25 protein-coding genes are annotated in these 25,506 nt (G+C 72.0%); 11 read left to right on the top strand and 14 right to left on the bottom strand.

The genetic code is table 11. The annotated features are described in order from the left end of the window. Window positions 1-96 precede the first annotated feature (96 nt). Together ACIQNU_RS24125 and ACIQNU_RS24120 are read right to left on the bottom strand one after the other, a co-directional pair. Window positions 97-1,494, bottom strand: coding sequence for a gluconate:H+ symporter (locus ACIQNU_RS24125; RefSeq protein WP_401369890.1), 1,398 nt, complete (start codon window positions 1,492-1,494; stop codon window positions 97-99). A 118-nt stretch (window positions 1,495-1,612) separates the two neighbouring features. After that, complete coding sequence (locus tag ACIQNU_RS24120) at window positions 1,613-2,098, bottom strand: gluconokinase (protein WP_401369966.1); 486 nt, start codon at window positions 2,096-2,098, stop codon at window positions 1,613-1,615. Window positions 2,099-2,332: 234 nt separating this feature from the next. Here ACIQNU_RS24120 and ACIQNU_RS24115 point away from each other — a divergent pair, with 234 nt between their 5' ends. Beyond that, window positions 2,333-3,034 (top strand): FadR/GntR family transcriptional regulator, encoded by a 702-nt coding sequence (locus tag ACIQNU_RS24115; protein WP_401369888.1) that lies wholly within the window; start codon window positions 2,333-2,335, stop codon window positions 3,032-3,034. Window positions 3,035-3,052: 18 nt separating this feature from the next. On the opposite strand, the gene ACIQNU_RS24110 is transcribed toward ACIQNU_RS24115, so the two are convergent. After that, window positions 3,053-3,478, bottom strand: coding sequence for a YchJ family protein (locus ACIQNU_RS24110; protein WP_401369885.1), 426 nt, complete (start codon window positions 3,476-3,478; stop codon window positions 3,053-3,055). Between the two features lie 109 nt (window positions 3,479-3,587). On the opposite strand from ACIQNU_RS24110, the gene ACIQNU_RS24105 reads away from it, so the two are divergent. Beyond that, window positions 3,588-4,379, top strand: coding sequence for an isocitrate lyase/phosphoenolpyruvate mutase family protein (locus ACIQNU_RS24105; protein ID WP_401369882.1), 792 nt, complete (start codon window positions 3,588-3,590; stop codon window positions 4,377-4,379). Window positions 4,380-4,609: 230 nt separating this feature from the next. Here the strand turns inward: ACIQNU_RS24105 and ACIQNU_RS24100 are convergent, their stop codons facing one another. Next, a complete protein-coding gene (locus ACIQNU_RS24100; protein ID WP_401369879.1) occupies window positions 4,610-5,461 on the bottom strand; it encodes an alpha/beta fold hydrolase in 852 nt (283 codons plus the stop codon). A 71-nt stretch (window positions 5,462-5,532) separates the two neighbouring features. Then, entirely contained in the window at window positions 5,533-6,276 is a 744-nt protein-coding gene (locus tag ACIQNU_RS24095; protein WP_401369876.1) for an N-acyl homoserine lactonase family protein, read from the bottom strand. Between the two features lie 173 nt (window positions 6,277-6,449). On the opposite strand from ACIQNU_RS24095, the gene ACIQNU_RS24090 reads away from it, so the two are divergent. Together ACIQNU_RS24090 and ACIQNU_RS24085 are read left to right on the top strand one after the other, a co-directional pair. Further along, window positions 6,450-7,955: a ParB/Srx family N-terminal domain-containing protein gene (locus tag ACIQNU_RS24090; protein ID WP_401369874.1), complete on the top strand. Its 1,506-nt coding sequence runs from the start codon at window positions 6,450-6,452 to the stop codon at window positions 7,953-7,955. 78 nt (window positions 7,956-8,033) lie between these two features. Continuing rightward, window positions 8,034-8,540, top strand: coding sequence for a DUF5990 family protein (locus ACIQNU_RS24085; RefSeq protein WP_401369871.1), 507 nt, complete (start codon window positions 8,034-8,036; stop codon window positions 8,538-8,540). Here ACIQNU_RS24085 and ACIQNU_RS24080 read toward each other — a convergent pair. Both ACIQNU_RS24080 and ACIQNU_RS24075 read right to left on the bottom strand, forming a co-directional pair. Continuing rightward, window positions 8,537-9,139, bottom strand: coding sequence for a hypothetical protein (locus ACIQNU_RS24080; protein WP_401369868.1), 603 nt, complete (start codon window positions 9,137-9,139; stop codon window positions 8,537-8,539). The two genes, ACIQNU_RS24085 and ACIQNU_RS24080, sit on opposite strands and share 4 nt — an antisense overlap. A gap of 139 nt (window positions 9,140-9,278) precedes the next feature. Continuing rightward, complete coding sequence (locus ACIQNU_RS24075) at window positions 9,279-10,202, bottom strand: NmrA family NAD(P)-binding protein (protein WP_401369865.1); 924 nt, start codon at window positions 10,200-10,202, stop codon at window positions 9,279-9,281. A gap of 137 nt (window positions 10,203-10,339) precedes the next feature. Between ACIQNU_RS24075 and ACIQNU_RS24070 the strand changes: the two genes are divergently transcribed. After that, a complete protein-coding gene (locus ACIQNU_RS24070) occupies window positions 10,340-10,912 on the top strand; it encodes a TetR/AcrR family transcriptional regulator (RefSeq protein ID WP_401369862.1) in 573 nt (190 codons plus the stop codon). A 48-nt stretch (window positions 10,913-10,960) separates the two neighbouring features. On the opposite strand, the gene ACIQNU_RS24065 is transcribed toward ACIQNU_RS24070, so the two are convergent. Then, window positions 10,961-11,554 (bottom strand): exonuclease domain-containing protein, encoded by a 594-nt coding sequence (locus ACIQNU_RS24065; RefSeq protein ID WP_401369859.1) that lies wholly within the window; start codon window positions 11,552-11,554, stop codon window positions 10,961-10,963. A gap of 308 nt (window positions 11,555-11,862) precedes the next feature. Here ACIQNU_RS24065 and ACIQNU_RS24060 point away from each other — a divergent pair, with 308 nt between their 5' ends. Then, window positions 11,863-13,203 (top strand): PepSY-associated TM helix domain-containing protein, encoded by a 1,341-nt coding sequence (locus ACIQNU_RS24060; protein ID WP_401369858.1) that lies wholly within the window; start codon window positions 11,863-11,865, stop codon window positions 13,201-13,203. Between the two features lie 309 nt (window positions 13,204-13,512). Here the strand turns inward: ACIQNU_RS24060 and ACIQNU_RS24055 are convergent, their stop codons facing one another. The 5 genes from ACIQNU_RS24055 to ACIQNU_RS24035 all read right to left on the bottom strand — a co-directional run bounded on the left by ACIQNU_RS24055 (window position 13,513) and on the right by ACIQNU_RS24035 (window position 18,298). After that, entirely contained in the window at window positions 13,513-14,148 is a 636-nt protein-coding gene (locus tag ACIQNU_RS24055) for a sigma-70 family RNA polymerase sigma factor (RefSeq protein ID WP_401369856.1), read from the bottom strand. 108 nt (window positions 14,149-14,256) lie between these two features. Beyond that, window positions 14,257-15,048 carry a hypothetical protein gene (locus tag ACIQNU_RS24050; RefSeq protein WP_401369853.1) on the bottom strand — a complete coding sequence of 264 codons (792 nt, stop codon included), beginning with the start codon at window positions 15,046-15,048 and terminating at the stop codon, window positions 14,257-14,259. Window positions 15,049-15,430: 382 nt separating this feature from the next. Then, window positions 15,431-16,318, bottom strand: coding sequence for a class I SAM-dependent methyltransferase (locus tag ACIQNU_RS24045; RefSeq protein ID WP_401369963.1), 888 nt, complete (start codon window positions 16,316-16,318; stop codon window positions 15,431-15,433). Beyond that, window positions 16,315-17,016 carry a class I SAM-dependent methyltransferase gene (locus ACIQNU_RS24040; protein WP_401369850.1) on the bottom strand — a complete coding sequence of 234 codons (702 nt, stop codon included), beginning with the start codon at window positions 17,014-17,016 and terminating at the stop codon, window positions 16,315-16,317. Before ACIQNU_RS24040 ends, ACIQNU_RS24045 begins: the two co-directional genes overlap by 4 nt. Window positions 17,017-17,065: 49 nt before the next feature. Next, entirely contained in the window at window positions 17,066-18,298 is a 1,233-nt protein-coding gene (locus ACIQNU_RS24035) for an acyltransferase family protein (protein WP_401369847.1), read from the bottom strand. 398 nt (window positions 18,299-18,696) lie between these two features. On the opposite strand from ACIQNU_RS24035, the gene ACIQNU_RS24030 reads away from it, so the two are divergent. Beyond that, the gene (locus ACIQNU_RS24030; protein ID WP_401369844.1) at window positions 18,697-19,215 is read left to right on the top strand and encodes an SMI1/KNR4 family protein; all 519 of its coding nucleotides are present in this window, start codon (window positions 18,697-18,699) and stop codon (window positions 19,213-19,215) included. Between the two features lie 131 nt (window positions 19,216-19,346). On the opposite strand, the gene ACIQNU_RS24025 is transcribed toward ACIQNU_RS24030, so the two are convergent. Further along, window positions 19,347-20,174: an alpha/beta fold hydrolase gene (locus ACIQNU_RS24025; RefSeq protein ID WP_401369842.1), complete on the bottom strand. Its 828-nt coding sequence runs from the start codon at window positions 20,172-20,174 to the stop codon at window positions 19,347-19,349. A 162-nt stretch (window positions 20,175-20,336) separates the two neighbouring features. Between ACIQNU_RS24025 and ACIQNU_RS24020 the strand changes: the two genes are divergently transcribed. From ACIQNU_RS24020 to ACIQNU_RS24005, 4 genes are all read left to right on the top strand, one after another. Next, entirely contained in the window at window positions 20,337-20,888 is a 552-nt protein-coding gene (locus tag ACIQNU_RS24020) for a GNAT family N-acetyltransferase (protein WP_401369839.1), read from the top strand. Window positions 20,889-20,987: 99 nt separating this feature from the next. After that, window positions 20,988-22,487: an ABC transporter substrate-binding protein gene (locus tag ACIQNU_RS24015; RefSeq protein WP_401369836.1), complete on the top strand. Its 1,500-nt coding sequence runs from the start codon at window positions 20,988-20,990 to the stop codon at window positions 22,485-22,487. 9 nt (window positions 22,488-22,496) lie between these two features. Continuing rightward, window positions 22,497-24,251 (top strand): ABC transporter permease subunit, encoded by a 1,755-nt coding sequence (locus tag ACIQNU_RS24010; protein WP_401369834.1) that lies wholly within the window; start codon window positions 22,497-22,499, stop codon window positions 24,249-24,251. Beyond that, the gene (locus tag ACIQNU_RS24005) at window positions 24,244-25,479 is read left to right on the top strand and encodes an MDR family MFS transporter (RefSeq protein WP_401369960.1); all 1,236 of its coding nucleotides are present in this window, start codon (window positions 24,244-24,246) and stop codon (window positions 25,477-25,479) included. Before ACIQNU_RS24010 ends, ACIQNU_RS24005 begins: the two co-directional genes overlap by 8 nt. Window positions 25,480-25,506 lie beyond the last annotated feature (27 nt).

The following is a 25,506-nucleotide window of genomic DNA, read 5'->3' as shown; positions in this document are numbered from 1 at the left end:
ATCGACCGGGCCACCTACCAGGCCACCATCAGCATCAACATGCTCGCAACCGACCCTTGACACCACCCAGCCCCGCCTAACTGAACGGCGTTGGGGCTAGATGACCAGGGAGAGGAGCAGGACGATGCCGCCCGCCACCACCGAGATCAGCGTCTCCATGACCGACCAGGTCTTGATCGTCTGGCCGACGCTCATCCCGAAGTACTCCTTCACCAGCCAGAAACCGGCGTCGTTGACATGGCTGAAGAACAGCGAGCCCGCGCCGATCGCCAGCACCAGGAGTGCGAGGTGCGTGCTCGACATGTCGGCGGCCAGCGGCGCCACCAGACCGGCGGCGGACACCGTCGCGACCGTCGCGGAACCGGTCGCCAGCCGGATCACCACGGCGATCAGCCACGCGAGCAGCAGCGCCGGAATCGACCAGTCCTTGGATATCTCCAGGACCATCTGGCCCACACCCGAGTCGATCAGGGTGCCCTTGAAGCCGCCACCGGCACCGACGATCAGCAGCACACCGGCGATCGGCGCGAGCGACTTCTCGACGGTCGTGGACAGCCGCCCCTTGGTGAACCCGGCCGCCCGGCCCAGCGTGAACATGCCGACAATGACCGACGCGAGCAGCGCGATCAGCGGCGAACCGACCACGTCGAACACCCGCTGCACCATGTTCGCGGGGTCGTCCACGATGATGTCGACGAGCGCCTTGGCGAGCATCAGCACGACGGGCAGCATGACCGTGAACACGGTCGCGCCGAAGCCGGGACGCCGCTCCAAGTCCTCGGACGGCCGCTGCGGAATCATCTTCTCCGGCGCCGGTACGTCGACCCAGCGGGCCGCGTACTTCGAGAACAGCGGGCCCGCGATGATCACCGTCGGGATCGCGACCAGCACACCGAGCGCCAGCGTCAGACCGAGGTTCGCCTGGACCGCGTCGATCGCGACGAGCGGACCGGGGTGCGGCGGTATCAGACCGTGCATCACGGACAGACCGGCCAGCGCCGGGATACCGATGCGCATCAGCGAGTAGTTGCCGCGCTTGGCGACCATCAGCACGACCGGGATCAGCAGCACGATGCCGACCTCGAAGAACAGCGGCAGCCCGATCACGGAGGCGATCAGGACCATCGCCCACGGCATCCCGCGCCCGCCCGCCTTGGCGAGGATCGTGTCCACGATTTGGTCGGCGCCACCGGAGTCGGCGAGCAGCTTGCCGAGGATCGCGCCGAGGGCGATCAGCACGCCCACACCGGCAACCGTGGAGCCGAGCCCCGCGGTGAAGCTGGTGATCACCTTGTCGAGCGGCGCCCCGGCGAAGGCGCCGAGGGCGAGCGAGCCGATGGTCAGCGCCAGAAAGGCGTGGACCTTGAACTTCGTGATGAGCAGGACGATGACGGCGATGCCCGCGAGGACGGCGATCCCGAGCTGGGCGTGGCCCGCGGAGGTGATCGGCGCGACGGGGTCCGCTGCCAGCATCTCGACGCTGAGACTGGTCACGGTTCTTCCTTGGAGGTGGTGGTCGGGAAGGGGGACGTGCGGGGGGTGGCGGTGGAGCGGGGTGGTGCCGTGCGGGGTGGTGCTGTGCGGGGTGGTGCCGGGTGGGCCGGCGGACGGGCTACGGGACCGTGAGTCCGCGCAATGCGGTGACCGCCCGGCCGGCGATCTCCTCGGGGCCGCCCGACACATCCACGGCGACCCCCGTCTCGTCCGGCTCCAGCGGCTGGAGCGCGGCGAACTGGGAGTCCAGGAGGGCCGTCGGCATGAAGTGCCCCTGACGGTGCGCCATACGGTCCTCGATGAGCTGCCGGTCACCCGTGAGATGGACGAAGACCAGACCGGGAGCGGCGGACCGCAGCCGGTCGCGGTAGCTCCGCTTGAGCGCGGAGCTGCTGACCACACCGCCGAGCCCGGCCCTGCCGTGCGCCCAGGCGCCGATGGCGTCGAGCCACGGCAGCCGGTCCTCGTCGGTGAGCGGGGTCCCGGCGGTCATCTTGGCGATGTTCGCCGGCGGGTGGAAGTCGTCGCCCTCGGCGTACGGAACGCCGAGGGCCGCCGCGAGCAGGGGGCCGATCGTCGTCTTGCCGGTGCCCGCCACGCCCATGACCACGACGACATGGGAGGGAAGCTCTGCCTGCTCTTCCGTCCGCACGCCGTCCCGTACGCCTTCCGCCACGCCGTCCGTCACGCCTTCCACCAGGTCCTCGCTGTAGTCGTCTGTCGTCGTCGACATCGATGTGTCACGTGCATGAAACCCATAAGGTCTGACTAATTCAAGAGTGTGTGACATAAAAGTCTGACTTTTTGTTCGCGCTGCCCGCCTCGTACGCTGAGCGGCATGACCACAACGGCCCGGGGGCTGCACGCGCACGTACTGGAGACCCTCGGTCCCGCCATCGCCGCCGGTGAGTACCCGCCGGGAAGCGTCCTGCGCACCGACGAGTTGGCGCAGCGGTTCGAGGTCTCGCGCTCGGTGATGCGGGAGGCCGTCCGGGTCCTGGAGTCGATGCGTCTGGTCGAGTCCCGCCGCCGCGTCGGCGTCACCGTCCGTCCCACGGCCGAGTGGAACGTCTACGATCCGCAGGTCATCCGCTGGCGTCTGGCCGGCGCCGACCGGCCGCGCCAACTGCGCTCCCTCACGGTGCTGCGGTCCGCGATCGAACCGGTCGCCGCGGGCCTCGCGGCGCGCCACGCCACCGCCGAGCAGTGCGCGGAACTCACCGAGTGCGCGATCGGTCTGGTCGCCACCTCACGCGGCCAGCAACTGGAGGCGTACCTCGTGCACGACATCGCCTTCCACCGCGTGATCCTGAACGCGTCCGGCAACGAGATGTTCGCCCGCCTCGGCGATGTCGTCGCGGAGGTCCTGGCGGGCCGCACCCACCACCAGGTGATGTTCGAGGACCCCGACCCGGCCGCCGTCACCCTGCACGTCAAGGTCGCGGACGCGGTACGGGAGGGGAACGCGGAGCGCGCGGAGGAGCTGACCCGGGAGATCGCGGTGGGCGCCCTCCAGGAACTGGACATCCTGGCCCCGTAGTGCCTCTCCGTAGTCCCTCTACGGCTGGTCGACGAACTCCCCGTCCACGTACACCCACGCCCCGTCCACCCGCTCGAACCGGCTCCGCTCGTGCAGCGCCCCCGGCCTGCCGCCCTCGGTGTACGAGGCACGGAAGGTCACCGTGCCCGTGCGGTGGAAGGCCGATCCGTCCCGCGCGTCGAGGATCTCCAGCCCCGACCAGCGCATCCCGGGGTCGAAGGCCACGCCCGCCGGGCGGGTGTCCGGGTGCCAGGTCCGCAGCAGATACGGCTCGTCCCGTACGACGAACGCGGAGTACCGCGACCGCATCAGCGCCTCGGCGGTACCCGCCGCACCCTCGCCCCGATGGAACCGCCCGCAGCACGCCGCGTACTGCTGGGGCAGCCCGCAGGGGCAGGCGTCGGGTGCCTGGTGGGGACGGGGGCGGGGGGTGGGTCGGGACATGGGTCCATTGTGGCTATGCCTCGGTCGCCGCCGAAACGTCCGCCTCCTAGAGTTCCCGGAGTACACCGGGTGCACGGAGTCGGCGAAGGCACGACAGGAGGCGGGAACCATGACCGCGTACGACGACTTCGCGGCGCTGCATCGCCACGGCGCCCCGCTGCTGCTCCCCAACGCCTGGGACCACGCCTCCGCCGCCGCGCTCGCCGCGCGCGGGTTCCCGGCCGTCGGCACCACGAGTCTGGGGGTGGCCGCGGCGGCGGGGCTGCCCGACGGGCACGCGGCGACCCGTGAGGCGACCCTCGCTCTGGCCGCGCGGCTGGGCGGGGAAGGGTTTCTCGTCTCCGTCGACGCGGAGGGCGGCTTCAGTGACGATCCCGACGAAGTGGCCGATCTGGCAAGGGAGTTGGCCGGTGCGGGCGCCGTCGGGGTCAACCTGGAGGACGGGCGCGGCGACGGCACCCTCGCGCCCGCCGAACTGCACGCGGCGAAGATCGCGGCGGTGAAGGCGGCGGTGCCGGGCCTGTTCGTGAATGCCCGCACGGACACGTACTGGCTGGGCCTGCCGCTGGACGTACGGCACTCCGAGACGACCGCCCGCCTGATGGAGTATCAGGAGGCGGGAGCGGACGGGGTGTTCGTGCCGGGGCTCATCGATCCCGCCGGGATCGGTGCCCAAGTGGCCGCCGTGGAGGTGCCGTTGAACATCCTCTACTCGCCGGAGGGACCTCCCATGAGGGAACTCGCGGCGCTCGGCGTACGTCGGGTCAGTCTCGGTTCGCTGCTCTATCGCAGGGCGTTGGGGGAGGCGGTGGCATCGGCGGTGGCGATCCGCGAGGGCCGCCCACTCACGCCTCTCACACCGGGCGCCCCGACATACGCCGAGGTCCAGGCGCTGAGCTGAGCCCGTGCGGGCGTACCCGGGCGTACCTGGTGGGCCGTCCGCTCAGCCCTCCTCGACCGGGACGCCGTGGGCGGCGAGTTCGGCGACGACCTCGGTGAGGGGCCGGTCCACGATCAGGCACAGGTCGGCGCTGCCAGGGGTCGGGTGGGCGGCCCTGGGTGCGAACTCGTGGCCCGCCCGGTGGAGGTTGATCTTGCTGTGGCCGAAGGTGAGTGCCCGGCGTCCGCTGATCAGGTACGCCCCGTCCGCTGCTCGGTGAGCCAGGTCAGGGCGGACTCTGCGCCTTCGAGTACGGAGATGTGCCCGTCGGGCGGGCTCACGCGCAGCTCCGCAGAGGGGCACCGGTCCGCCAGCCACCGCGCGTGGGCGACGGACGCGATCCGGTCCTGCCCGCCGTGCAGCAACAGCACGGGCGCGGTGACCTGCCCCGGGTCGAACCCCCACGGAGTCACGTACGCGAGGTCGTCGTCGATGAGCCCACCCGGTCCGGAGGCGAGCGCCGGGCCGACCACGTCACCGAACCAGGACCACGGACCGGCGAGGGCGGCGTGATCGGCGGGCGTGAACATCTCGGGGTCGTACGCGGCGGAAGCCTCGTACGCCTCCTTGGCCTCCCGCCCCGCCGCCGCGGCCCGCAGCCCCGCCACCCCCGACGCCGACATACCGGCGAACCAGTCGAGCCCGTCGGCACCGAACGGCGCGAGCCCCGCCACCGCGACGACCGCGACGACCCGTTCGGGCAGCAGCGCACCGCAGGCCAGGGCGTGCGGCCCGCCCCCGGAGTGCCCCATCACGGCGAACCGTTCCACCCCCAGCGCATCGGCGACGGCACCGGCATCCCCGGCCACGGACGCCACATCCCGCCCCGGCCGCGCGGTGGACCCCCCGTAACCGGGCCGGTCGTACGAGATCCAGCGGATCCCGAGCCGGGAGGAGAAGGGGAAGAGCGGCGCGGGAGGCGAGCCGATGTTGGGCGTCCCGTGATGCCAGAACACCACGAGCCCCTCACCACCCCCACTGTCATGAACCCGCAGCGTCCGCCCGTCACTCAACTCCACGTCGAACTCGCGCACACGCACCATCTCCCTGACTTGGTTCCGTCAAGCGAACGGGTGGCCCGTCGACGCGTTCTCCACGATCACCCTCATGGCCGTTACGACTCCGGCGCGCCCGTGGACTCATCGGTCGCCGGTTCCCAGACCGCGCCGTCGTGCGCGAACAGTACGCGGCGCGGGTCGAGGGCCGTGATGCGCTCCATCCATGGCCGGTAGGAGGGGAGGGGTGGTTCGACTCCGTCGTTCGCGGCCCTCAGGGCGGCGTGGTCCGAGCCGAACTCCGAGGCGAAGTCGTGCGCCTGGCCCGCGAGGACCACGACGGTGCCGTCCCGGCCACGGACGGCGAGCGACTGGTGGCCCGCCGTGTGGCCCGGGGTCGGGATGATCCGTACGCCCGGCCAGATCTCCGTCTCGCCGGCCACCTCCTCGTACACCGCGCCCGGAAAGTCCACCAGCGCGTCGACGGTGTAGCCGCCCGCGCGGGCGGTCGCCAGCTCTGTCTCCTGGACCAGGATCGGCCTGCCCGCCAGCAGGGGATTTCCGCCGCAGTGGTCGAAGTGCAGGTGGCAGTTCACCAGGAGGGAAATGTCCGCCGGCGACAGCCCCGCCCCCGACAGTGCCTCCGCCAGCCCCCGCCGCCGGGGGCGGTAGTGCGCCTCGGTCTCCGCGTCCGCCTCACCGATGCCCGAATCGAAGAGGAGCAGCCCCCGCTCGTGGCGTACGACGTACGCGAACACCGGTTCCACCCTCGGCTCCGGACCCCCCGTCTCCGCAGCCGGCCGTACGAAGTACCCCATGTCCAGCCGTCGTACCGGCAGGTCCGCGCCCCGGTTGTCTCCCATGCCGTCATCCTCCGCGAGCCCCGCTCCGGCGTCGACCGCCTCTGCCCACGGCAGAAGCCGCCCGCCGTTCCCCGTTCACCTCCGGGCCATCCGCCGATCGCCCGCGCGTGGCACCGTCCGGGGCGGCGGCACCTGATCTCGGGGCCGCCATCGGTATGAGCGGGAGGGACGACATGAAGAGATCGAAGGGCGGTACGCCGCGACGTACGGCGGCCTGGATACTCGCGGGCGGCGTTGCCGCCTCGGCGCTGACGGTCGGTGCGGGGCCGGCTCAGGCGAAGGCACCGGCGCGCGACTGCGGAACCCCGGGGACCCCGGCGGCGTACCGCTGTGCCGAATCGGGTGACCTGCTCGACGTCACCCTGGGCGAACTGCACCCCACGCAGTCGGTACTCGGCTACGACGAGGTGTACTACAAGCTCGGCCGCTACCGCTCCGACAAGGACGCGGCGGCGGGCGGCTTCAACAAGCGGTTCGACGACTGGTGCGAGGCGAACGGGCAGGGGGAGACCGCGACGGCCGAGCCGGACGCCCGTCTTGACGACCCGTCGAGCTTCACCTGCACCGTGCCCGTCGGTCAGGAGACGCCCGAGACCGTCGCCCCGATGAAGACGGTCGTCATCGGACCCGGCGGCGTCCTGTACCTGACGGACGGTCACCACACGCTGACCTCCTTCCTGGAGAGCCCGGACGGCGGCGCCGCGACGCACGTACGCCTCCGCGTCACCGACAACTTCTCGCGCCTGTCCACGGCCGAGTTCTGGAAGACGATGGAGGCGCAGAAGAAGGTCTGGCTGCGCGACGAGAACGACCGCCCGATCACGCTGAACCAGTTGCCCGACCGGCTGGGCATCGCCAACTTCCACAACGACCCCTACCGCAGCCTCGTCTACTTCACCCGCGACATCGGCTACGCGACACCGGACAACCCGTCCGAGTTCCTGGAGTACTACTGGGGCGAGTGGCTGCGCGGCAGCCTCGACCTCGGCACGAGCGACCTCAACGGGTTCCCGGGCTACCTCGACCTGGTGAAGAAGACGTCCAAGGCCATGGTCGCGCTCGGCGACCAGGACCCCGTCGCCAGCGGCAAGACCGCGGCCGACCTCGGCAAGCTCGCCGAGTGGAACGCCGGGAAGAAGGAGACGTCCGGCGAGTTCGCCAAGCTGAGCAAGCCGATCACGGACGCCAAGCCGGGCAAGCTAGCGTACGCGCTCGACTTCAAGGCCGACGTCCCCGCGACCCCCGCCTGCACGACCACGGTCACCGGCACCCGCTCGGGCCCGCTGACCGTCTCCCGGGGCGTGACCTGCCTCGACCGCGCCCTCGTCAACGGCCCGGTCACCGTGCTGCCGGGCGCCTCGCTCGTGAGCAACGGCAGCACCGTCAAGGGCCCGCTGAGCGCGGCCGGCGCGCGCACGCTCCAGCTCTGCGGTACGCAGGTCAACGGCCCCGTCGCCGTCACCGCGTCCACCGGTCCGGTACGGCTCGGCGGCACGGGCTGCACCGGGAACACCTTCGCCGCCCCGGTCTCCCTGGTCGGCAACGGCGGAGGCGTCCAGCTCTCCGCCAACAGCATCGGCGGCCCCCTGGCGTGCGTCGCCAACAAGCCGGCGCCGAGCGACGCGGGCAGGCCGAACCAGGTCCGCAGCGTCAAGACGGGGCAGTGCGCGGCCCTTTAGTGGTCGGGGGCGGTGGCGTCGATCTGCCGGGACGGGGTGGAGCGGGCGGGGCGACGGGTGGATCGGGATGATGGCCGTATGGACATCCGTATCGACGCCGTCGACCTTCCCGGTCGCAACTGCCGGACCCCGGCCGACGCCACCGCCCTGACGTACGACAACATCCACGTCGCCGTCCAACGCCGCGACCGCCCGGCCGAGCTGCTCGACCTGCACCCCGGTGACGCCGCGTCCGCGACCTGGACTCTCCCGTGCACCACGACCGCCTCGCCCATGGGGACCGGGACCGATGTGAAGGGCCCGTACATCCAGGGACGGCCCGGGGACCGGTTCATCTATCTGTCCTGGGGTACGGTCGACGCCGCGGGCGCCTTCACGATGTTCCGCCGCGCCAAGATCATGCTGAACGGGGTCCCGGCCGGCGTACTCGCCGCCGCCGCGAAGGACGGTCGCCTGGTCGGCCGCCTCGGCCTGACCGATCTCAAGGGCAACCCCCTGTGCGCCCGTGTCGTGCCGCCGCACATCACATGGACCGCCGAAACCGGGGACGCCGAACCCGACGACGCGTCCGCCTCACGTACCTAACGGCGCTCGCGACTGTCCAGGTTCCTGGCTGCCCGCGCCCTGGCCGCCGCCCGCCGGGTGTATCTGATCGCCACGATCACGGCCACGATCGTCACCACCCAGTTGAGAACCAGGTTCGCGCTCCAGGATTCCTTGCCGTCCGACGCGAGGTATCCGGCGGCCAGGGTGCCGATCGCCATCGCCAGGACGGCGAGGCCCCAGACGCCGCTGATCCGCCGGTTCACCGACCGGAAGACCGGCGACGTCCAGTACTGGCGCGGCACCGACTCACGCGCGTACTGCTCGGTGAACGGGAGTACGGGGACGGAGGCGAGCATCACCAGGGCCAGTACCAGCGTCGCCGCACCGCGTCCGTAGTAGGCGACGTTGTCCCGCAGGACGTCTCCGCCCGCGAACGCCGCGCAGGCCAGCGCCACGAACGTCACGACACCGGCCGCGTCGATCACCTTGAGGCCCGAGGCCCGGCCCCGGACGATCAGCCAGATGGCGAGGACCGCTCCCAGCAGCGCCGCGAATCCGACGGAGTTCGCCCCGTCCTGGACGAGCAGACTGAACGCCACCCAGGGGACGAAGCTGAGCAGCACGCTCTTTGTGTTCATCGCTTTGTGTTCATCGCGGGACCTCGATGCCATGAGGTGTGCCGGACGCTGGTCACCGCAGGGAGCCGACTCCCCGTCCAGGCTAGCCGCGTTCCCCGTGGACCGCCCGGCGCGCGAATCCGGGGCGCCGACGCGCCGGTCAGGCCGTCGCGTGCATATGGATCCGCGCCCACTCCTCGAAGCTCGTGAGGGGGAGGCCGAGGGCCCTGGCGAACTCCGGGCGTGCGGGCTGGCCGGCCACGTTCATCCATTCGTGCGAGGCGCCCATCGCCGGCATTCCGGCGGCGGTGGCCTCCTCCAGGGTCATGTCCGGTGCGGGGAGCGGGGTGCCGAGCGCGCGGGAGAGGACGTCGGCGATCTCGGTCAGCGACAGGTAGTCGCTCGCCAGCTCCAGTTCGACCGCGTCGAACCGCTCCGGGTCGGCGATGGCCGCCGCGGCGGCGGTGCCGATGTCGTCCACCGCGATGAGGGACAGCCGGGTCGCGGGGTGCAGGACGCTCACCAGGCCGCCCTCGATGCCGCGCGGGAACAGGAACCTCATGGAAGGGAGGAAGTTCTCCATGAAGAACGCCGGCTTGAGCAGCGTCCAGTGCGGGAAGCCGGCTTCGCGGAGGTGGTCCTGGATCGCCGCCTTGGCGCCCAGGGTGGGTTCCATCGCGGCCCAGCGGCCCTCCGCCCAGCCGGGTGTCTCCGTGTGCTGACCGGCGCCGGAGACGGACGTGTGCACGAACTGCGGCACCCCGGCGGCCCGCGCGCCCTCGATGAGGTTGACGCCCTGGGCCACCTCGCCGTCGAAGTCGAAGCCGTCCTCGGTGATGCCGGGCATCTGTACGGAGAACACGGCGCGGGCGCCCTCGGCCGCCCTGGTCACCGAGTCGCGGTCGTGGAGATCGCCGGTGACCAGCTCCGCGCCCAGCGCCTCGACGGCCTTGGCGCGGTCGGTGGCCGGGTCGCGGACCAGGGCGCGGACGGGCAGGCCCGCCGCGAGCAGGGCACGGGCGGTGGCACCGCCCTGCCTGCCGGTGGCGCCGGTGACCAGGACGGGTGCGGAATCTGTGGACATGGGTCTCCTCAGGTAGGGGCCGCCCAATGGATTAAGTGGCGGGGCCCGCCGTTTATCCCCCGGGTAAGATACGGCGGGCCCCGCCACTTAGCAATGCCCGTAGTCCCGTAGTCCGCGATCCCTGGGGAGATGACGCCATGCCCGACCGCCAGCGTGCGGACGCCCGGCGCAACTACGCGCGCATCCTCGCCGTGGCCGAGGACGAGGTCGCCGCGCACGGAGCCGACGCGTCCCTGGAGCAGATCGCCCGTATCGCGGGCGTCGGCTCGGCGACCGTGCGCCGGCACTTCCCCACGCGCCGAGCCCTGGTGGAGGCCGTCTCCCAGAAGCGGATCGCCGCCCTCTGCGTCCGCGCCCACGAACTGGGCGGCGCGGGCGACAGTCGGACCGCGCTCCTGGACTGGCTGAGCGAGGTCGTCGCCTACTGCGTCGACGCCCGGGGCCTGGCAGCCGCGCTGATCTACGACGGCGCCGAGTCCGCATCGGTGCACGAGAACGCCTGCTCGGCACAGTTGGAGGAGGCGGGCGCCCCGCTGCTGCGCGCCGCCGTGCGGGACGGCGCCGTGGCGGCGGGCGTCACGGTCGCCGATCTGATCGCGCTGGCCGTCGGCGTCGTCCTCGCGACGGAGCACCGTCCGGACCCCGGCGCGGCGGCGGACCGGTTGTTCCGGCTGGCTGTGGCGGGGTTGAGTCCGGAGAGCCGAGAGTAAGCCGGTGGGCCGGTAAACCGGTCGTAGCCTCCGCCGTTCCGCCGGAGGCTATACGCACCCTTCGGGCAGCGTGGCCCCGGAGTCGCACACATGGCGGAGCGCCGCCACAAAGGAATGGCAGTCGAACAGCGCCGAATGCTCTGAACCGGCGGCCGGTTTGGGCAGTGAAAGCACCTGCCAGAGACGGCCCACATTGACCGGGGCGGTGACGGGGGCGACCGTGTTCAACCATGGCCTGATATTCAGGAACTTGGCGTCGAGAAATCCGTGCTTGACTTCTTCGCCACGGGCCCGCGCCCATCCCACGTTCTCGCCGAGAACGACCATGTCGTTTCCGTAGGAGAGCACGGACTGCCCCTGGCAGAATCCCAGGAAGTCGCCCAGCGCCTCCGCGGGTGGGAGCCCGTCGCGGTCCACCGTCTTCTGCTCGATGCCGGTGAGTTCGGTGAAGTAGGGGGACAATCGCGGGTTGACCAGGGGCCGGACCAGGGCCTCGTACTCCTCGACCACGGTGAAGTCGTCGCGTACGCGTAAGGCGCCGATCTGTACGATCTCGCGCAGTTGTCCCGGCGCCGACCAGTCCCGTTCCAGCGCTCCCGGCCACGAGGTGAATTCAAGGTCGAATACGACGAAGGTCGACACAGCGGTATCTCCTTGCGTGGATTACGGGCTGCCGCCCGGGAGTCTACCGCCCGCCCCCCGTACGACCCGCGAAGATTCCCGTACGGCTGAATTCGAGCCGCTTTTCAGGAGAGGCTCTGTTCCGTAAAAGAAAATGCACGCATTGTTCGCCGGTTCGGCATGCGCCGTCCACCCCGGGGCCTCGTCAAGTGGCCCACGCCACACAACTGTTCGGGAACTCAACCCCCTGCTCGGCCGACTGGTCCGGTGTGCGGCTCCCCCTCTCGCACCACCCGTCTCTCCCTCCCCGGCTGTTCAGGAGAACCCCTATGTCCGTCCTGCGTCCGCTGGTGCTGCGCCTGCACTTCTACGCGGGTGTGTTCGTCGCACCGTTCCTCCTGGTCGCCGCCGTGACCGGGCTGCTGTACGCCGGCTCGTTCCAGGCCGAGAAGTTCGTGTACGCGGACGAGTTGCGGGTCCCCGTCGGCGCCGACCGACTGCCGGTGTCCGAGCAGATAGCAGCCGCCCGCGACGCCCACCCGCAGGGCACGATCAGCGCGATACGCCCCTCGCCCGAGCCGGGCGCGACCACCCGGGTCCTGCTGACCGGCGTCCCCGGAGTCGCCGACGGCCACACCCTCGCGGTCTTCGTCGACCCGTACACCGGGAAGGTCCGTGGCGCGCTGGAGAGTTACGGCTCCACCGGCGCGCTGCCGTTGCGTACCTGGATCGACGAGCTGCACCGCGATCTGCATCTGGGCGAGACCGGCCGTCTGTACAGCGAGTTCGCCGCGAGCTGGCTCGGAGTGATCGCCGCCGGTGGTCTGGTGCTGTGGTTCAGCCGGCGCCGCGCCCGCCGTGCCCTGCGCGGAACCAGTGGCAGGCGGCGCAGCCTGGCCCTGCACGGCACCGTCGGCGCCTGGGCGGCGGCCGGACTCCTCTTCCTCTCCGCGACCGGACTGACCTGGTCCACGTACGCCGGTGCGAGCATCGACGACCTGCGGACGGCCCTCGGTCACAGCACTCCGGCGGTGTCCGCTTCGGGCGGTGACCAAGGTGATCACGGTGACCATGGGGCGGCCGGTGCCGGTACCGAAGGCGTGGGAACCGGCACCGAGGTGGACGCGGTCCTCCATGCCGCACGCGGCAAGGGGCTCTCCGATCCGGTCGAGATCGTCCCGCCCGCCGATTCCTCCTCCGCGTACGTCGTCCGGCAGATCCAGCGGAGCTGGCCCGAGAAGCAGGACTCCGTCGCCGTCGCCGTGGACCCCGGCAGCGGGGACGCCACGGTCACCGACACGTTGCGCTTCGCGGACTATCCGGTCCTCGCCAAGCTGACCCGCTGGGGCATCGATGCCCACACCGGGAACCTCTTCGGGCTCGCCAACCAGATCGCGCTGGCCCTGCTCGCCCTCGCGCTGATCTTCCTGATCCTCTGGGGCTACCGGATGTGGTGGCAGCGCGGACGCGACGCAGGCTTCGGGCGACCCGTTCCCCGTGGCGCGTGGAGTCGGGTACCGCCGTATGTGCTCGTGCCTTGTGCGGTGGCGGTGGCGGTGCTCGGGTACTTCGTACCCCTGCTCGGCGTACCGTTGGTCGCCTTTCTGGCGGTGGATGCGCTGCTGGGCGAGATCGCGCACCGACGTGGGGCTCCGCCGGTTGACCGGTGAAATCCGTGCGGCGCGTTGGCGGGCGGTTGCGCAGTTCCCCGCAGTTGGCTCCGCCGGTTGACCGGGGGGTTTGTGCCGGGAGTTGGTGAGGTGGGTGCGCAGTTCCCCGCGCCCCTTAATGGGGGGTGCTGTGGTGTTCGACGGCTGAGGTCGTGGGTGGGATTTGCGCAGTTCCCCGCGCCCCTTGCGTGTGGGGGGTGCTGTGGTGATTGAGGGCTGAGGTCGTGGGTGGAATTGCGCAGTTCCCCGCGGCCCTTTGGAAGGGTGGGGTGGCCGCTTGTTGGTTGCGGCCACCCCACCTTTTTTGGGTCAGGCCGCTTTGGTGTCCGTGGGTGTGAGCAGGTTGATCAGGGTGGCGCGGGCGCGGGAGACGCGGGAGCGGACCGTTCCTATCGGGCAGTCCAGGGCTGCCGCGGCTTCCGCGTACGGGAGGCCCAGGATCTGCGTGAGCAGGAACGCTTCGCGGCGCTCGGCCGGGAGCAGTACCAGGAGTTCGGCGAGCGCCACACCCTCGTCGAAGCCCGGCAGGCCGCACGGCTGCGCCTGTTCGGCCGCGGACCGCCAGTCGCTACGGTCCGCGAGCTGCGGACGGGCGGCGGCTGAGCGGAAGCTGTCCACGACGGTGCGCCGCGCGATCGACATCAGCCAGGTTCGCGCGGAGGAACGGCCCTCGAACCGGTGCAGGCTCCGCAGCGCGCGCAGGAACGTCGTCTGGGTGAGATCGTCCGCCGACTGCGGGTCGGCGCTGAGGTACGTGACGTAGCGCCGGACGTCGCGGTGCAGGGCGCGGACGAAACGGTCCACCGCTTCCGGGTCGCCCTCGCGTGCGGCCAGGGCGAGGAGGGTGACCGGTTCGTCGGCGCTTTCGCTGTCACGTGAGCGTCTTCTGGCGGAGGCGGTGCCGACAGGCGTCGCCGGGGCGTAGCGGAGTGGGGCAGGTGTCATCGTCCGATGTCCTTCTGGGATCCGGTTCCGGGCGCCGCTTGGAAGGGCAGCGCTGATGCCCGGGGCGCGGAGTCGAGGACCCCGGCGCGCCCAGGGTGTGGCCTGCTGTCAGCCGACAGCGATCCCGGTGGGTGGACCCCGTGAGGTGATGACGTGGCTGCGCAGCAGCCTGTGGAGGGGGTGGGTCCGGTCGTCGCGGCGGATGCGGACGCGCGGCCGGTGGGGTGGCGCGGGGAGCCGGAGGGCGAGGCGGAGCGGGGCTGCGAACCAGCCCGCGCAGGCCCGCAGCAGACGGAAGGCGCCCTGTTCCCCGTGGGCCAGCCAGAGTCCGCACAGCACGGCCGCCAGCAGGTGGGCGGCGAGCATTCCGCTCGGGGACATACCGGCCATGTCGTGCCCGGCGGGCATCGCCGAACCGCCCGCCATCGCCTGCGCGGTGTGATGCGCGTGTTCCGCCGCCGCCCCCGCCATCGCGGCGCCCCCGCCACCCGGCGGCGGAGTCTGCGGCAGACCGCCGAGCCCGGCATCGGTCAGGAGACGGGCCGCGTCCGACGAGGACAGCGGAGTGCCCGCGTCGGCTCCGCAGAGCAAGTACCGCGCCCACTGCTGCGCGAAGGAGACGTCGTCGGGTACGGCGGGTCGCGTCGCCGCCTGGGCGAGGGAGAAGCCGGAGTGCAGCGCGGCCTGGACGACGACGGCGGCCGAGGTGACGAGGAACAGGCCGCGTTCGCGGTCGGCGAGCGCCCAGGCCCCGGCGGCCGTCCCGCAGAAGGCCACGACCATGGCCCACCAGGGCACGGCCGTACCGGACATGAGGACGTGACCGAGGACGGCCAGCAGCACGCACGTGACCGCGAACACCGCGGCCCGGACTGCGCGGAAACATCGGCCTGGCGTCATGGCCGACCCATCGTCGCATTCGCCCCGTACGGGCCCACGAGCCCACCACCCGAAGTCCACGCGCCCGGCGTCCACGTCAGCGCAGCCCAGGTGCCACCGGCCCAGTCGCGAAGGGACTGTCGCCGCCCAGCCTGCCGCTCAGCCATCGCCACTCCAGAGACGGGGACGCGGCGACCGGAACTCGTGGCGGGTCACCGCGCTCGGAACGCTCATGCTGGCACGCGGAAGCGCTCCGGCGTCCCCGTATCGGGTCCCGCGCACACGTGAGGATTCTCGCGCCGCGCCCCGGGAACTCGGGGCACCGCCCGCACGACTGTCCAGGGAGGTGCCCAGGTCGCCACGGACACCGCCGGCCCGGCTCGACGGGCATCCCCGGTCGCGCTCAACCGGCGGGCGGCTTCCCCCAGACGAAGACCTCCGTACCGGGCTGGAGTTCCGAGAACCGGCCCGCCGGGGACGCCTCCCGCAGCAGCCCGCGCAGCTCCGCCTCGAAGGCGTCGCGCGCCGCGCCGAACAGGTGCGGGGCCGACGACGACAGCGAGAACACCCCCGCGACGACGTCGTCCGCCGTGCGTTCCAGCGGCTGCCCGCCGGGCACGACCAGACGCCGGGGGCCGGAGAATCCCGCCCGGGTGAGCACCGCGGCCTCGCCGCCGGGCGTGCCGTGCGGCAGCACCCCGCGCCCGGCGCGCCGGACGGGACCCAGACGGCGCCTGACGAGCACGTCCATCGCCGCGTGGGGCACCGCCGGATACGGAAGCGGGTCGAGGGCCCGGCGCAACGCCCTCAACTCCTCCTCTCCCCGGTGCTCCGTCTTCAGATCCGAGACGTGCACCAGCACCCCGCCCGGCCGGAGCATGTCCCGCACGGTCGCCGCCACCAGGTCGCGGTCCATCCAGTGGAAGGACTGTGCGAAGGTCGCCACGGTGAACGTCCCCAGCCCCGCGGGCAGTTCCTCGGCCCGCACCCGTACCCACCGCGTCTTCCCGGTGACCCCCGCAGCGGCGGCTGCCCGCCCCGCCTCGGCCAGCATCCCGCCGTCCGGGTCCACGCCGACGACCTCATGGAACAGGGGCGCCAGCGTGAGCGCCACCGTCCCCGGTCCGCACCCCACGTCGAGCAGCCGCCCCTCGCCGTCGACACGCAGGGCCTCCGCGAGTGCGTCCGCGAGTGTGTCGGCGAGTCCGGGTGCGTACGGGAGTCTTCCGCGCCGGTAGTAGGGAGCCGCGCCCGCGAACAGCGTGTCGTCCCACTCCCAGTCGCCGATCACGACGGCGGGCGGCGCAGCCGTGCGGCGAGGAAGGCCGGTTCGGCGCACAGCTTCTCGTACCGGGCCGCGTCGACGTCGCGCAGCTCGGGCAGCGGGCGGGGCTCGACGAGGCGTTCCAGGGTGAAGCCGGCCGCCAGCCACTCGTTCACGAGGGTTTCCAGGGGCAGGCGCCGGTAGCGGATGCTCAACGACGGGTCGGGGAGCCGGTGTTCCACCCAGCTCTCGTCGTAATAGGAACCGCCGTGGTGCAGCCACTCGGCCGTGGGGTGCGTGGTCGACAGGACGAGCCGTCCGCCGGGCCGCAGTACGCGCAGCAGCTCGGCGAGCAGTTGCTCCCGTGCCGCGAGGTGGTGGTGGACGAGCGCGCACACGGCCACGTCGAAGGCGCCGTCAGCGGCGAAGTCGAGCGGTGTCTCCAGGTCGTGCGGGCGCAGTTCGGCCCGGTCGCCCACCCGCTCGCGGGCGTGCCGCAGCAGCGTCGCGCTCCCGTCGACCGCGGTGACGACGGCTCCCCGCTCCACCAGCGCCTCGGCGTAGTGCCCGGCGCCGCAACCGACGTCCAGCACCCGCGCCCCCGCGACCTCACCCACCAGGTCCAGCACGGCGGGCCGGTCGGTGAAGGCGTTGTAGGGGCTGGTGTCGGCGATCCGGGCGAAGTGATCGCCGACCTCACCGTGGTACGCGTTCCCGGAAGACATCAGCCCAGCATCCTGCCTACCTTCCGGGACGGCCACTCCCTTCCGGCGGTTACCGGTTCCCGGCGTTGCGCAGTCGCGCGAATGACGTGTCCAGGCCCCTCTTCAGAATCCGCGACACCGGCCGCTCCACGAACCGGTGGACCAGCCAGCTCGCGACGCAGAAGCCGCCGATCACCGCCGCGACCAGCAGCCGTGCGTCCATGCTGTCCCGGAGGTGGTGGATCAGCGTCGTACCGGCCACGTAGTGCATCAGATAGAGCGGATACGTCAGGGCCCCGGCCGTGACCAGCCACTTCCAGCGGATCCGGTCCGTGAACCCGAGCGCGATCGCCACCATGACCAGCAGGAACACCGTGAAGATGAGGACGCTCCCGCGCCAGCCGGAGACATGCTCGACCTCGTCGATACGGTGCCCCAGCTCCAGTTGCCCCATCAGCCACGCCATCCCGAGGATGCCCCACAGCAGCAGGTCCTGGCCGAACCGGTGCATCAGATACAGCGCGAGCCCGGCGATGAAGTACCAGGCGCCCGACGGGTTCGCGACCAGCGTCAGCAACTCGAACTGCGACACCGGCGCGAGCATCGCCGCGGCGCCCCACACACAGCAGAACACGACGACCTTCCGGTACGTGAGTCCGGTGGCGACGACCAGCAGGAAGAGCAGATAGAAACGCAGCTCCGACCAGAGGGTCCAGTACACGCCGTCGACGTTCGCCACACCCGAACCGGACTGGAGCATCGTGAAGTTGAGCAGGATCTCGCGCAGCGGCTGCCGCTCCCACACGCCGGGCAGCGCCACCAGGACGGCCGTGGTGAGGACGATGGCGAACCAGTACGCCGGGTAGAGGCGGATCACCCGCGAGACGAAGAACTGCCGTGGGGTACGGCCCCAGCACGACATGCAGATCACGAAGCCGCTGATCACGAAGAAGATCTCGACGCCGATCCAGCCGTAGGTGGCGAACCGGAACACGGTCGGCATGATGTCGGAGACCGGCCGGTCCCAGATCAGGTTGCCCGGCTGGTCGACCCGGCTCGTCCCGGCGTAATGGTGCACGGCCACCATCAGCGCGGCGATCAGACGGATGCCGTCGATGGCGTACAGCCGACGCCCCTCGCGCCCGCGGACGGAGGCGTTCCGCGCCGTCGTCCGGGCCGGGCGCGGCGGCTGTTCGGAGGCGGCGAGTGGCGGCAGCGGCTGCCGTGCCGCGCCCACCACCCGCCTCGGTATCGGGCCCGCCTCCGGCGCACCACCTTCCGAGCCCCGCACCGGCACACGCATGTCGACACCCCCAGAAGAGAAACCGCTTCCACACGGCAAGCAGACCAGCCGACGCTACGACAGCCTCAACCGCCTCAGGGGGACAGAAGGTCGATATTCCACACAATTACGCCGCACAGTTGCGCCAAGCATCTTCCCGTCGATGAAGAGCGTTCGCCGAGACTTCACTTGACGGGAGCCGGGTCAGCGGCGGCTCTCTTACGGTTTTTGAGTGACTGCGAAAGCGAGATCGGGCGACCGCGCGCGTGACCCGCGGATTCCGTACCTCGGGCAGAGTTCCCGCCTGTTCCGGCACGAGAGTGGCACGCCGGGACACGGCCCTTTCTCCTCCGTAGCTAGGCTTCGCAACCGTTGCGAAGGGGCTTGTATCCGGAGATCGCTGCACAGGGGGCCAGGACATGACTGAAGACGAGCTCATCGAGGCGGTCCGTGCAGCCGTCTCTGACCGGGGCCTGCCCCCACCGGCCACACCCGCAGACGTTGCGAGAGCGGAGGCAGCCATCAGTCATGCGTTCCCCCGCTTGTTGCGGCGCTTGTATCTTGAGGTTGCCGACGGCGGATTCGGCATCTGGCCGTGCGTGTCGTTGACTGACAACGGTGAGTGGTACAGCGACGAACAGGACATCATCGAGGTTCACCGCAGTTGGGCTTCGTCCATGAATCCTGTACTGCCATCGGGGGTTGTCCCGCTCATGGATCGTGGCTGCGCCATGTGGACGTTGGTCGACTTCGAAACTCCAGAAGGACACATCTGGGATTGGGATCCCAACGACTGCTGTGTTCTGGTCCCGACCACACTGTCGCTCGCACAGTGGCTTATCGGATGGCTGGAAGGCTGGATACAGCCCGGACCCTACTCTCAGTTCCGCATACACGAGGAGAACTGCCCGAGTAGGCGTGCCCGTGCTGGTCATTGACTACGCCATGCGCTTGTCGCCGGCCTCAATCCATTACAGCCCCCGGCTTCCCTCTCATGTCGGGGCGGAGTGTTCCTTGGCGGACTCGCCCGCGTGTCCGCGAAGCTCGGGGTCGCATCACCGGTCACCCCTCACCCGCCCCCCTTCAGCACCTCCCGAAGCCTCTCGGCGAACCCCTTGGGGTCGCCCATGAAGCCGCCGTGGTCGCCGGGGAACATGGTCGGTTCGGTGCCGAGCTGTTCGGCCAGGGCGACGGAGGTCCGGTGGGTGACCAGGGCGGCCGAGTCCACGCCGAGGCCGACGACGACTCGGGTCGGGCCGGTCGTCAGCGCGGTGATGTCGGGTACGTGGCGGGCGGTGCCGCGCAGTTCATGGGCGAAGAAGCGGGTGCTGTTGGCGATGTCCTGTTCCGAGGGCGCCGAGGGCTCCCCGGGCGGCGGACCGGCAGCGCCACCCTCACCGCCACCGACATCGAACCCCGCGTTGGCCATGAACGCCCCCCACGCCGCCCCGATCCCGTCCCGGTGGAAGGTCGCGATGATGCCCTCGGTCGCGGCACGCTGCTCGGCGGCGTCGGGCAGCAGCTCCAGCAACGGAGGCTCGTGCGCGACGAGCGTACGGACCCGGCCGGGGTGCCGTGCGACCAGCGCGAGCCCGGTCACCGCGCCGCCGCTGCTGCCGAACACGTCGGCGGACTCCGCGCCGAGCGCCGCCAGGATCGCGGCGGCGTCGTCCGCGCGCAGCTCGGGGGTCGACTCCTGCTCGGGGTCGTCGAGCGCGCTGCCCGAGATGCCGCGCGGGTCGTGCGTGACGACGGTGTGGTCGGTCGCGAGCGCCTCGGCGAGCGGGGCGAACGCCGACGCGTCCATGGGTGCTCCCGTGATGAGCAGCACAGGTCCCGCGCCCCGGACTTCGTAGTGCAGGCGCGCGCCCGGGACGGCGAGGGTGTGGGTGGTCATGACGGTCGTCCTTCCTGAGAGGTCGTTCGTGAGTCCGTGAGCAATGGGCCGCGAGCAATAGGCCGTGATCACGGGGACGCAGGGGGGACTCCCGCCGCCGGGAAAACTCATCGCGGACGTACCTCCGGTCGACGCCGGACTCTTGTTGCCTATGATGCGCAAGTGCCTGAGTACCGCATCAGAACCGCGACCCCCGACGACCTGGACGGCGCCCGTGCCGTGATGCTCGACACCGTGTACCGCGACTTCGGTACGGGGTACGTGCCGCGCTGGCACAGCGACATCATCGATCCGCGGGGCGCCTATCTGGATCCCGTACGGCACACGCTGCTCGTGGCGGTCGAGGTCGACCGGAGCGGGGAGGGGCGGGGCGGCACGGTCGTCGCGACGGCCGCGCTGGACTCCCGGGGTCCGGCCCACCCGCCCAACCCGCGATGGCTCGCCGACCGCTACCCGTCGGGCAGCACCGCGCAACTGCGCCGCGTGTACGTGCGCCCCGAGAGCCGCCGGCGCGGTCTGGCCCGGCGTCTGGTCGGCGAGTTGCTGGACTTCGCGGTCGCCGACGGCGGCTACGACGCCGCGTATCTCCACACCGACCCGGCGGTGCCCGGCGCGGAGGCGTTCTGGCGGTCGCTGGGCAAGGTCGTGTGCGACGAGCGTGCGGAGCCGGGCGGCGGCCAGGGGATCGTGCACGTCGAGGTGCCCCTGCCCTGAACGGCTACCCCTGGCCCAGGCACCCCCACCCGTTGATGGAAATGATTGTCATGTAATCTCTCGCCGGTACCCCCGCACCACCTGGGAAGAACGAGGACCATGCGCTCTGTCCGCCGCCGCCGTCGGCTCGCCGCCGGCCTGCTACTCGCCCCGCTCGTCACCGGCTGCTTCGCCTCCGGCGGCGGCACGTCCTCGTCCGAATCGGCGGCCGGTTCACGGCTCCGGGTCGCGCTGGCCTTCCCGCCGGCCGAGAACTACTCCCCGTACGGCGCCGACGCCACCCTCCTCAGCCGCCTCGGTGTCACGGAAGGGCTGACCAGGCTGGACACCGACGGCACCGCCGCACCCGCACTCGCCGCGTCCTGGACCCGCGAGAACGACCGCGCCTGGCTGTTCACGCTGCGCGAGGCGACCTTCCAGGACGGCACCGAGGTGACCCCGTCCGCGGTCGCCGCCGCCCTCACCCACGCCACCAGGGCGAAGGTCGCCCCCGCCGCCCTCTCCGGGGTCCGCCTCACCGCCGAGGCCGCGGGCGACCGTCGCGTACGGGTCACCACCGCCCGGCCCGACTCCGTCCTGCCGCTGCGCCTGGCCGGCCCCGGCCTCGCCGTGCTCGCACCGAAGGCGTACGGGAAGACGGGCGCCGTCAGCCCGGTCGGCACCGCCACCGGGCCCTTCACCCTCACGAGGACCGGCGGCACGACCACGGCGACCCTCGACCGCTTCGCCGATCACTGGGCCGGACCCGCCCGCGCCACCGGCATCGACGCCCGCTTCATAGCCGACGGCACCGCCCGCGCCAACGCCCTGCGGACCGGCGAGGTCGACATCGCCGAGGCGATCCCCGTGTCGCAGTCCGCCTCGCTCGACCGGGGAACCGCCCGCGAGACGGCCACGACCCGCACCACGAGCCTCTTCCTCAACACCCGGACAGGCCCGTTCAAGGACGCCTCGGTACGGGCCGCCGCCCGCGCCGCGGTCGACACGTCCTCGCTGGCACGTGACGTGTACGAAGGCCACGCCGACCCCGGCGCCGGTATCTACGGCCCCGCCCTGACCTGGGCCGCCGACAAGCGCACCGCACCGACCGGACGGGCGAAGGCGGCGGACGCCCCCGCGTCGACGGTCACCCTCGCCACGTACGACAACCGGCCCGAACTGCCCGAGGTCGCCCAGGTGCTGGCGCAGCAACTGAAGAAGGCCGGATTCCGGGTCGAGCTGGAGGTCCGCGAGTACGCGCGGCTCGAAAGCGATGTCCTGGCCGGGAAGTTCGACGCGTTCGTCTCCGCCCGCAACACCATGCTCGACACCGGCGACCCCGTGTCGATCCTCTCCAGCGACTACACCTGCGACGGCGGCTACAACCTCGCCCTGCTCTGCGACAAGGACGTCGACCGGGCCGTCGTCCGGGCCGAGAGCGAGACCGACACCGGGAAGCGGCGGGCCGCGGCGATGACCGCCGAGGCCGCGATCCTGGGCACCGACGCCGTCGTCCCGCTGGTCCACCAGCGCATCGTCACCGGCGTCGGCACCTCGGTGCGGGGCGTGCGCCTCGACCCGTACGAGCGGGCCCTGGTCGGCACCGCGACCCGGCGCTGAGCCGCCACCATGCACATACGCCGTACCGCCGTGTGGGGCGCCGGACCCACCCTGCTCTGGCGCACCGCCCTCACCGCGCTCCTGCTCTGCGGAATCGGCCTGCTGCCCTGGCTGTCCCGTACCGACCCGGCGCTCACCGTCCTCAAGGCGCGATCGGCGGAGCGCGAACCGACCCCCGAGGTGCTGGCCGCCGTCCGCGCCGAACTCGGCCTGGACGCGGGGCCGCTGCGGCTGCTCGGACGGTGGCTCGGCGGGCTCGCGGACGGTGACGCGGGGCGCTCCTGGATCTCCGGCGCCGACGTCCTGCCCGCCGTCACCCGCGCGACCGGCGCCTCGCTGCTGCTGATGGGCGGGGCGCTCGTGGTCGCCGTCACGGTGGCGGGGGCGCTGTGCGCGCGCACGCTGCGGGCGGGAGCGCGGCGCAAGCCGCACGGGCACCGGTCCCGTGGCGGGGCCGCGCTGCTCGCCGCACTGCCCGAGTTCCTGACCGCGTCGGTCCTGGCCACCGTGGTGGGCGTCCACCTCGGCTGGCTGCCGGCCCTCGGCTGGTACGGGCCGCGCTGGATCGTGCTGCCCGCACTCGCCCTCGGCCTGCCCGCCGGGGCCCTGCTCGGCCGCCTCCTCGACGACCTGCTGCCCGGCGCCTACGCCGAGCCATGGGCCCGCTCCGCCACCGCCCGCGGCCTGCCGGGCCGCCGCATCGCCTACCAGGCGCTGCGGCGCTCCGTCCCCGGACTGCTGCCGAACCTCGGCCTGTTCGTCGTCGGACTCACCGGCGGCGCGGTCGCCGTCGAGCAGATCTTCGACATCCCCGGACTCGGCAGGACCACCCTCCAGGCCGCCCTCGCCCAGGACCTGCCCGTCCTCCAGACCGGCACCCTCGCACTGCTCCTGCTCGCGGCGGTCACGGGCGGGGCCGCCCGCCTCGCCGCCCGCCTCCTCACCGGCCCCGCCCTGCGGGACGGCGCCCTGCCGACCCTCCACCGACCCGCACCCACGGCACCCGGCCGCGCCCTGCCCGCCCTGTTCTACGCCGCCGTGTTGCTCGCCGTCATCGCGTGCGGCCTCCCCCGCGACCCCCTGGCCCTCGACACCTCCGACCGGCTCCAACCCCCGTCCTGGGCCCACCCGTTCGGCACCGACGCCCTCGGCCGCGACCTCCTCGCCCGGATCGCGCACGGCGCCTTCGACACCCTCGCCCTGGCCCTCGCGATCAGCGCCACCGCCCTGCTCACCGGGGTGCTCCTCGGCCTGCTCCCGCGCTTCTCCGGCCCCCTCGTCGACACGGTCAACGCCCTGCCTCCCGTACTCGTCGCCCTCCTCGTCACCGCCGTCGCGGGCAGCGGGCCCTGGACACCGGCGCTCGCCGTGGCCGCCGTCGCCTGGGCACCCCTCGCCGCCCACACGGCGGCCCTGCTCCACCAGGAACGGGCCACCACCCACGTACTCGCCACCCGGGCACTCGGCGCCGGCCGCCGCCACGTGCTGCGCCGCACCCTGCTGCCCGCCGTCGTGCCGGCCGTCACCCGCCACGCCCTGCTGCGGCTCCCCGCCGTCGCCCTCGCCCTCGCCGCCCTCGGCTTCCTCGGCCTGGGCAGCCAGCCGCCGTCCCCCGAATGGGGCCTGCTCCTCGCCGAGAACCAGCCGTACGCCGAACGCGCCCCCTGGGCCGTCCTCACCCCGGCCGCCGTCCTCGCCGTCGTAGGCGCACTGGCCGTGACAGCGACCAGCCTCCGAAGGCCGCGACGTGACCCCGGTGCGTGAGGGCGCCCGGCGGAGGAGCGCCCCGCGCGAGCGGACCTGGCGCCACCTCTCGCCCCTCCTGCGGCTGCTGATCCTCACTCAAGGCGCCTTCAACATCGGCTTCTTCGCCGTGCTGCCGTTCCTCGCGGGCCACCTCGCCACCGCCATCGGGCTGGCGGGCTGGCTCGTCGGCCTGGTGCTCGGGCTGCGGACCTTCAGCCAGCAGGGGTTCTTCGTGGTCGGTGGCGCGCTGGCGGACCGGTACGGGGTACGGCCTGTGGTGCTCACGGGCTGCGCGCTGCGCATCGCCGGGTTCGTCTGGCTCGGATACGCCGGGAGCCCGGCGACGGTCGTCGCAGCCGTGCTCCTGATCGGCTTCGCGGCAGCCCTGTTCTCACCCGCCGTGGAGTCCGAGGTGGCGCGGCAGGCGGTGTGCTGGGAGAAGGCGGGCCACGGCTCCCGTACGCGGGTACTGGCGCTGTTCACCGTCGCGGGCCAGGCCGGCGCCTTCGTCGGACCCCTCATCGGCGCACTGCTGCTCGCCGTGGACTTCCGAACCGTCTGCCTCGCAGGCGCCGCCGTCTTCGTCCTCGTCCTCGCGGGCCACGCCCGCCTGCTGCCGCGCCACATCCCGGGCCGGCCGCCGACGAGACAGCGCGGCGGCCTCCGATACCTGCTGCGCAACCGCCGATTCCTGGCCCTGTGCTGTGCGTACGGCGCCTATCTGCTCGCGTACAACCAGCTTTATCTCGTCCTGCCGGGCGAGGTGGAGCGCGCGGCGGGCTCGCAGGCGCCGCTCGCCTGGCTCTTCGCGCTGTCCTCGCTGCTGGTCGTCGCCGCCCAACTGCCGGTCACGCGCTGGGCGTCGGACCGCCTCGACCTGCGCCGCTGCATGGCCGCCGGGCTGCTGCTCATCGCGGCGGGATTCGTCGTGGTCGCGGTGGCGCGGCCCGCCGCGTGGACGGGCGTACCGGGGCTGATGCCTTCGGCGGGCTTCGTCGTCCTGCTCACCCTCGGCCAGATGCTCGTCGCGCCCGCCGCCCGCGCCTGGGTCCCCGACCTCGCCGAGGACGGCAGACTCGGCCTCTACACGGGCGCCCTGTCGTCCGTCTCGGGCCTGATCGTGCTCGCGGGCAGCGCGGGCGCCGGTTCCCTCCTGGACACCGGCCTCCCGCCGGCCGTGCCCTGGCTCGCGCTCGCCGTGGTCCCGCTCGCGTCGATCGCACTACTGCCGCACACCCGGCGGTGAGGCGCTGAGGCGGTGGGACGATGGGAC

This window comes from Streptomyces sp. NPDC091292, from assembly GCF_044757265.1.
Lineage (GTDB): Bacteria > Actinomycetota > Actinomycetes > Streptomycetales > Streptomycetaceae > Streptomyces.
This window is presented reverse-complemented; position numbering and strand designations above follow the sequence as displayed.

Coding starts and splice junctions, on each gene's coding strand:
- ACIQNU_RS24120 (WP_401369966.1), bottom strand. CDS start 2,098: ATGGGCGTGGCGGGCACCGGCAAGACGACGATCGGCCCCCTGCTCGCG.
- ACIQNU_RS24115 (WP_401369888.1), top strand. CDS start 2,333: ATGACCACAACGGCCCGGGGGCTGCACGCGCACGTACTGGAGACCCTC.
- ACIQNU_RS24110 (WP_401369885.1), bottom strand. CDS start 3,478: ATGTCCCGACCCACCCCCCGCCCCCGTCCCCACCAGGCACCCGACGCC.
- ACIQNU_RS24105 (WP_401369882.1), top strand. CDS start 3,588: ATGACCGCGTACGACGACTTCGCGGCGCTGCATCGCCACGGCGCCCCG.
- ACIQNU_RS24100 (WP_401369879.1), bottom strand. CDS start 5,461: ATGGTGCGTGTGCGCGAGTTCGACGTGGAGTTGAGTGACGGGCGGACG.
- ACIQNU_RS24095 (WP_401369876.1), bottom strand. CDS start 6,276: ATGGGAGACAACCGGGGCGCGGACCTGCCGGTACGACGGCTGGACATG.
- ACIQNU_RS24090 (WP_401369874.1), top strand. CDS start 6,450: ATGAAGAGATCGAAGGGCGGTACGCCGCGACGTACGGCGGCCTGGATA.
- ACIQNU_RS24085 (WP_401369871.1), top strand. CDS start 8,034: ATGGACATCCGTATCGACGCCGTCGACCTTCCCGGTCGCAACTGCCGG.
- ACIQNU_RS24080 (WP_401369868.1), bottom strand. CDS start 9,139: ATGAACACAAAGAGCGTGCTGCTCAGCTTCGTCCCCTGGGTGGCGTTC.
- ACIQNU_RS24075 (WP_401369865.1), bottom strand. CDS start 10,202: ATGTCCACAGATTCCGCACCCGTCCTGGTCACCGGCGCCACCGGCAGG.
- ACIQNU_RS24070 (WP_401369862.1), top strand. CDS start 10,340: ATGCCCGACCGCCAGCGTGCGGACGCCCGGCGCAACTACGCGCGCATC.
- ACIQNU_RS24060 (WP_401369858.1), top strand. CDS start 11,863: ATGTCCGTCCTGCGTCCGCTGGTGCTGCGCCTGCACTTCTACGCGGGT.
- ACIQNU_RS24055 (WP_401369856.1), bottom strand. CDS start 14,148: ATGACACCTGCCCCACTCCGCTACGCCCCGGCGACGCCTGTCGGCACC.
- ACIQNU_RS24050 (WP_401369853.1), bottom strand. CDS start 15,048: ATGACGCCAGGCCGATGTTTCCGCGCAGTCCGGGCCGCGGTGTTCGCG.
- ACIQNU_RS24040 (WP_401369850.1), bottom strand. CDS start 17,016: ATGTCTTCCGGGAACGCGTACCACGGTGAGGTCGGCGATCACTTCGCC.
- ACIQNU_RS24035 (WP_401369847.1), bottom strand. CDS start 18,298: ATGCGTGTGCCGGTGCGGGGCTCGGAAGGTGGTGCGCCGGAGGCGGGC.
- ACIQNU_RS24030 (WP_401369844.1), top strand. CDS start 18,697: ATGACTGAAGACGAGCTCATCGAGGCGGTCCGTGCAGCCGTCTCTGAC.
- ACIQNU_RS24025 (WP_401369842.1), bottom strand. CDS start 20,174: ATGACCACCCACACCCTCGCCGTCCCGGGCGCGCGCCTGCACTACGAA.
- ACIQNU_RS24015 (WP_401369836.1), top strand. CDS start 20,988: ATGCGCTCTGTCCGCCGCCGCCGTCGGCTCGCCGCCGGCCTGCTACTC.
- ACIQNU_RS24010 (WP_401369834.1), top strand. CDS start 22,497: ATGCACATACGCCGTACCGCCGTGTGGGGCGCCGGACCCACCCTGCTC.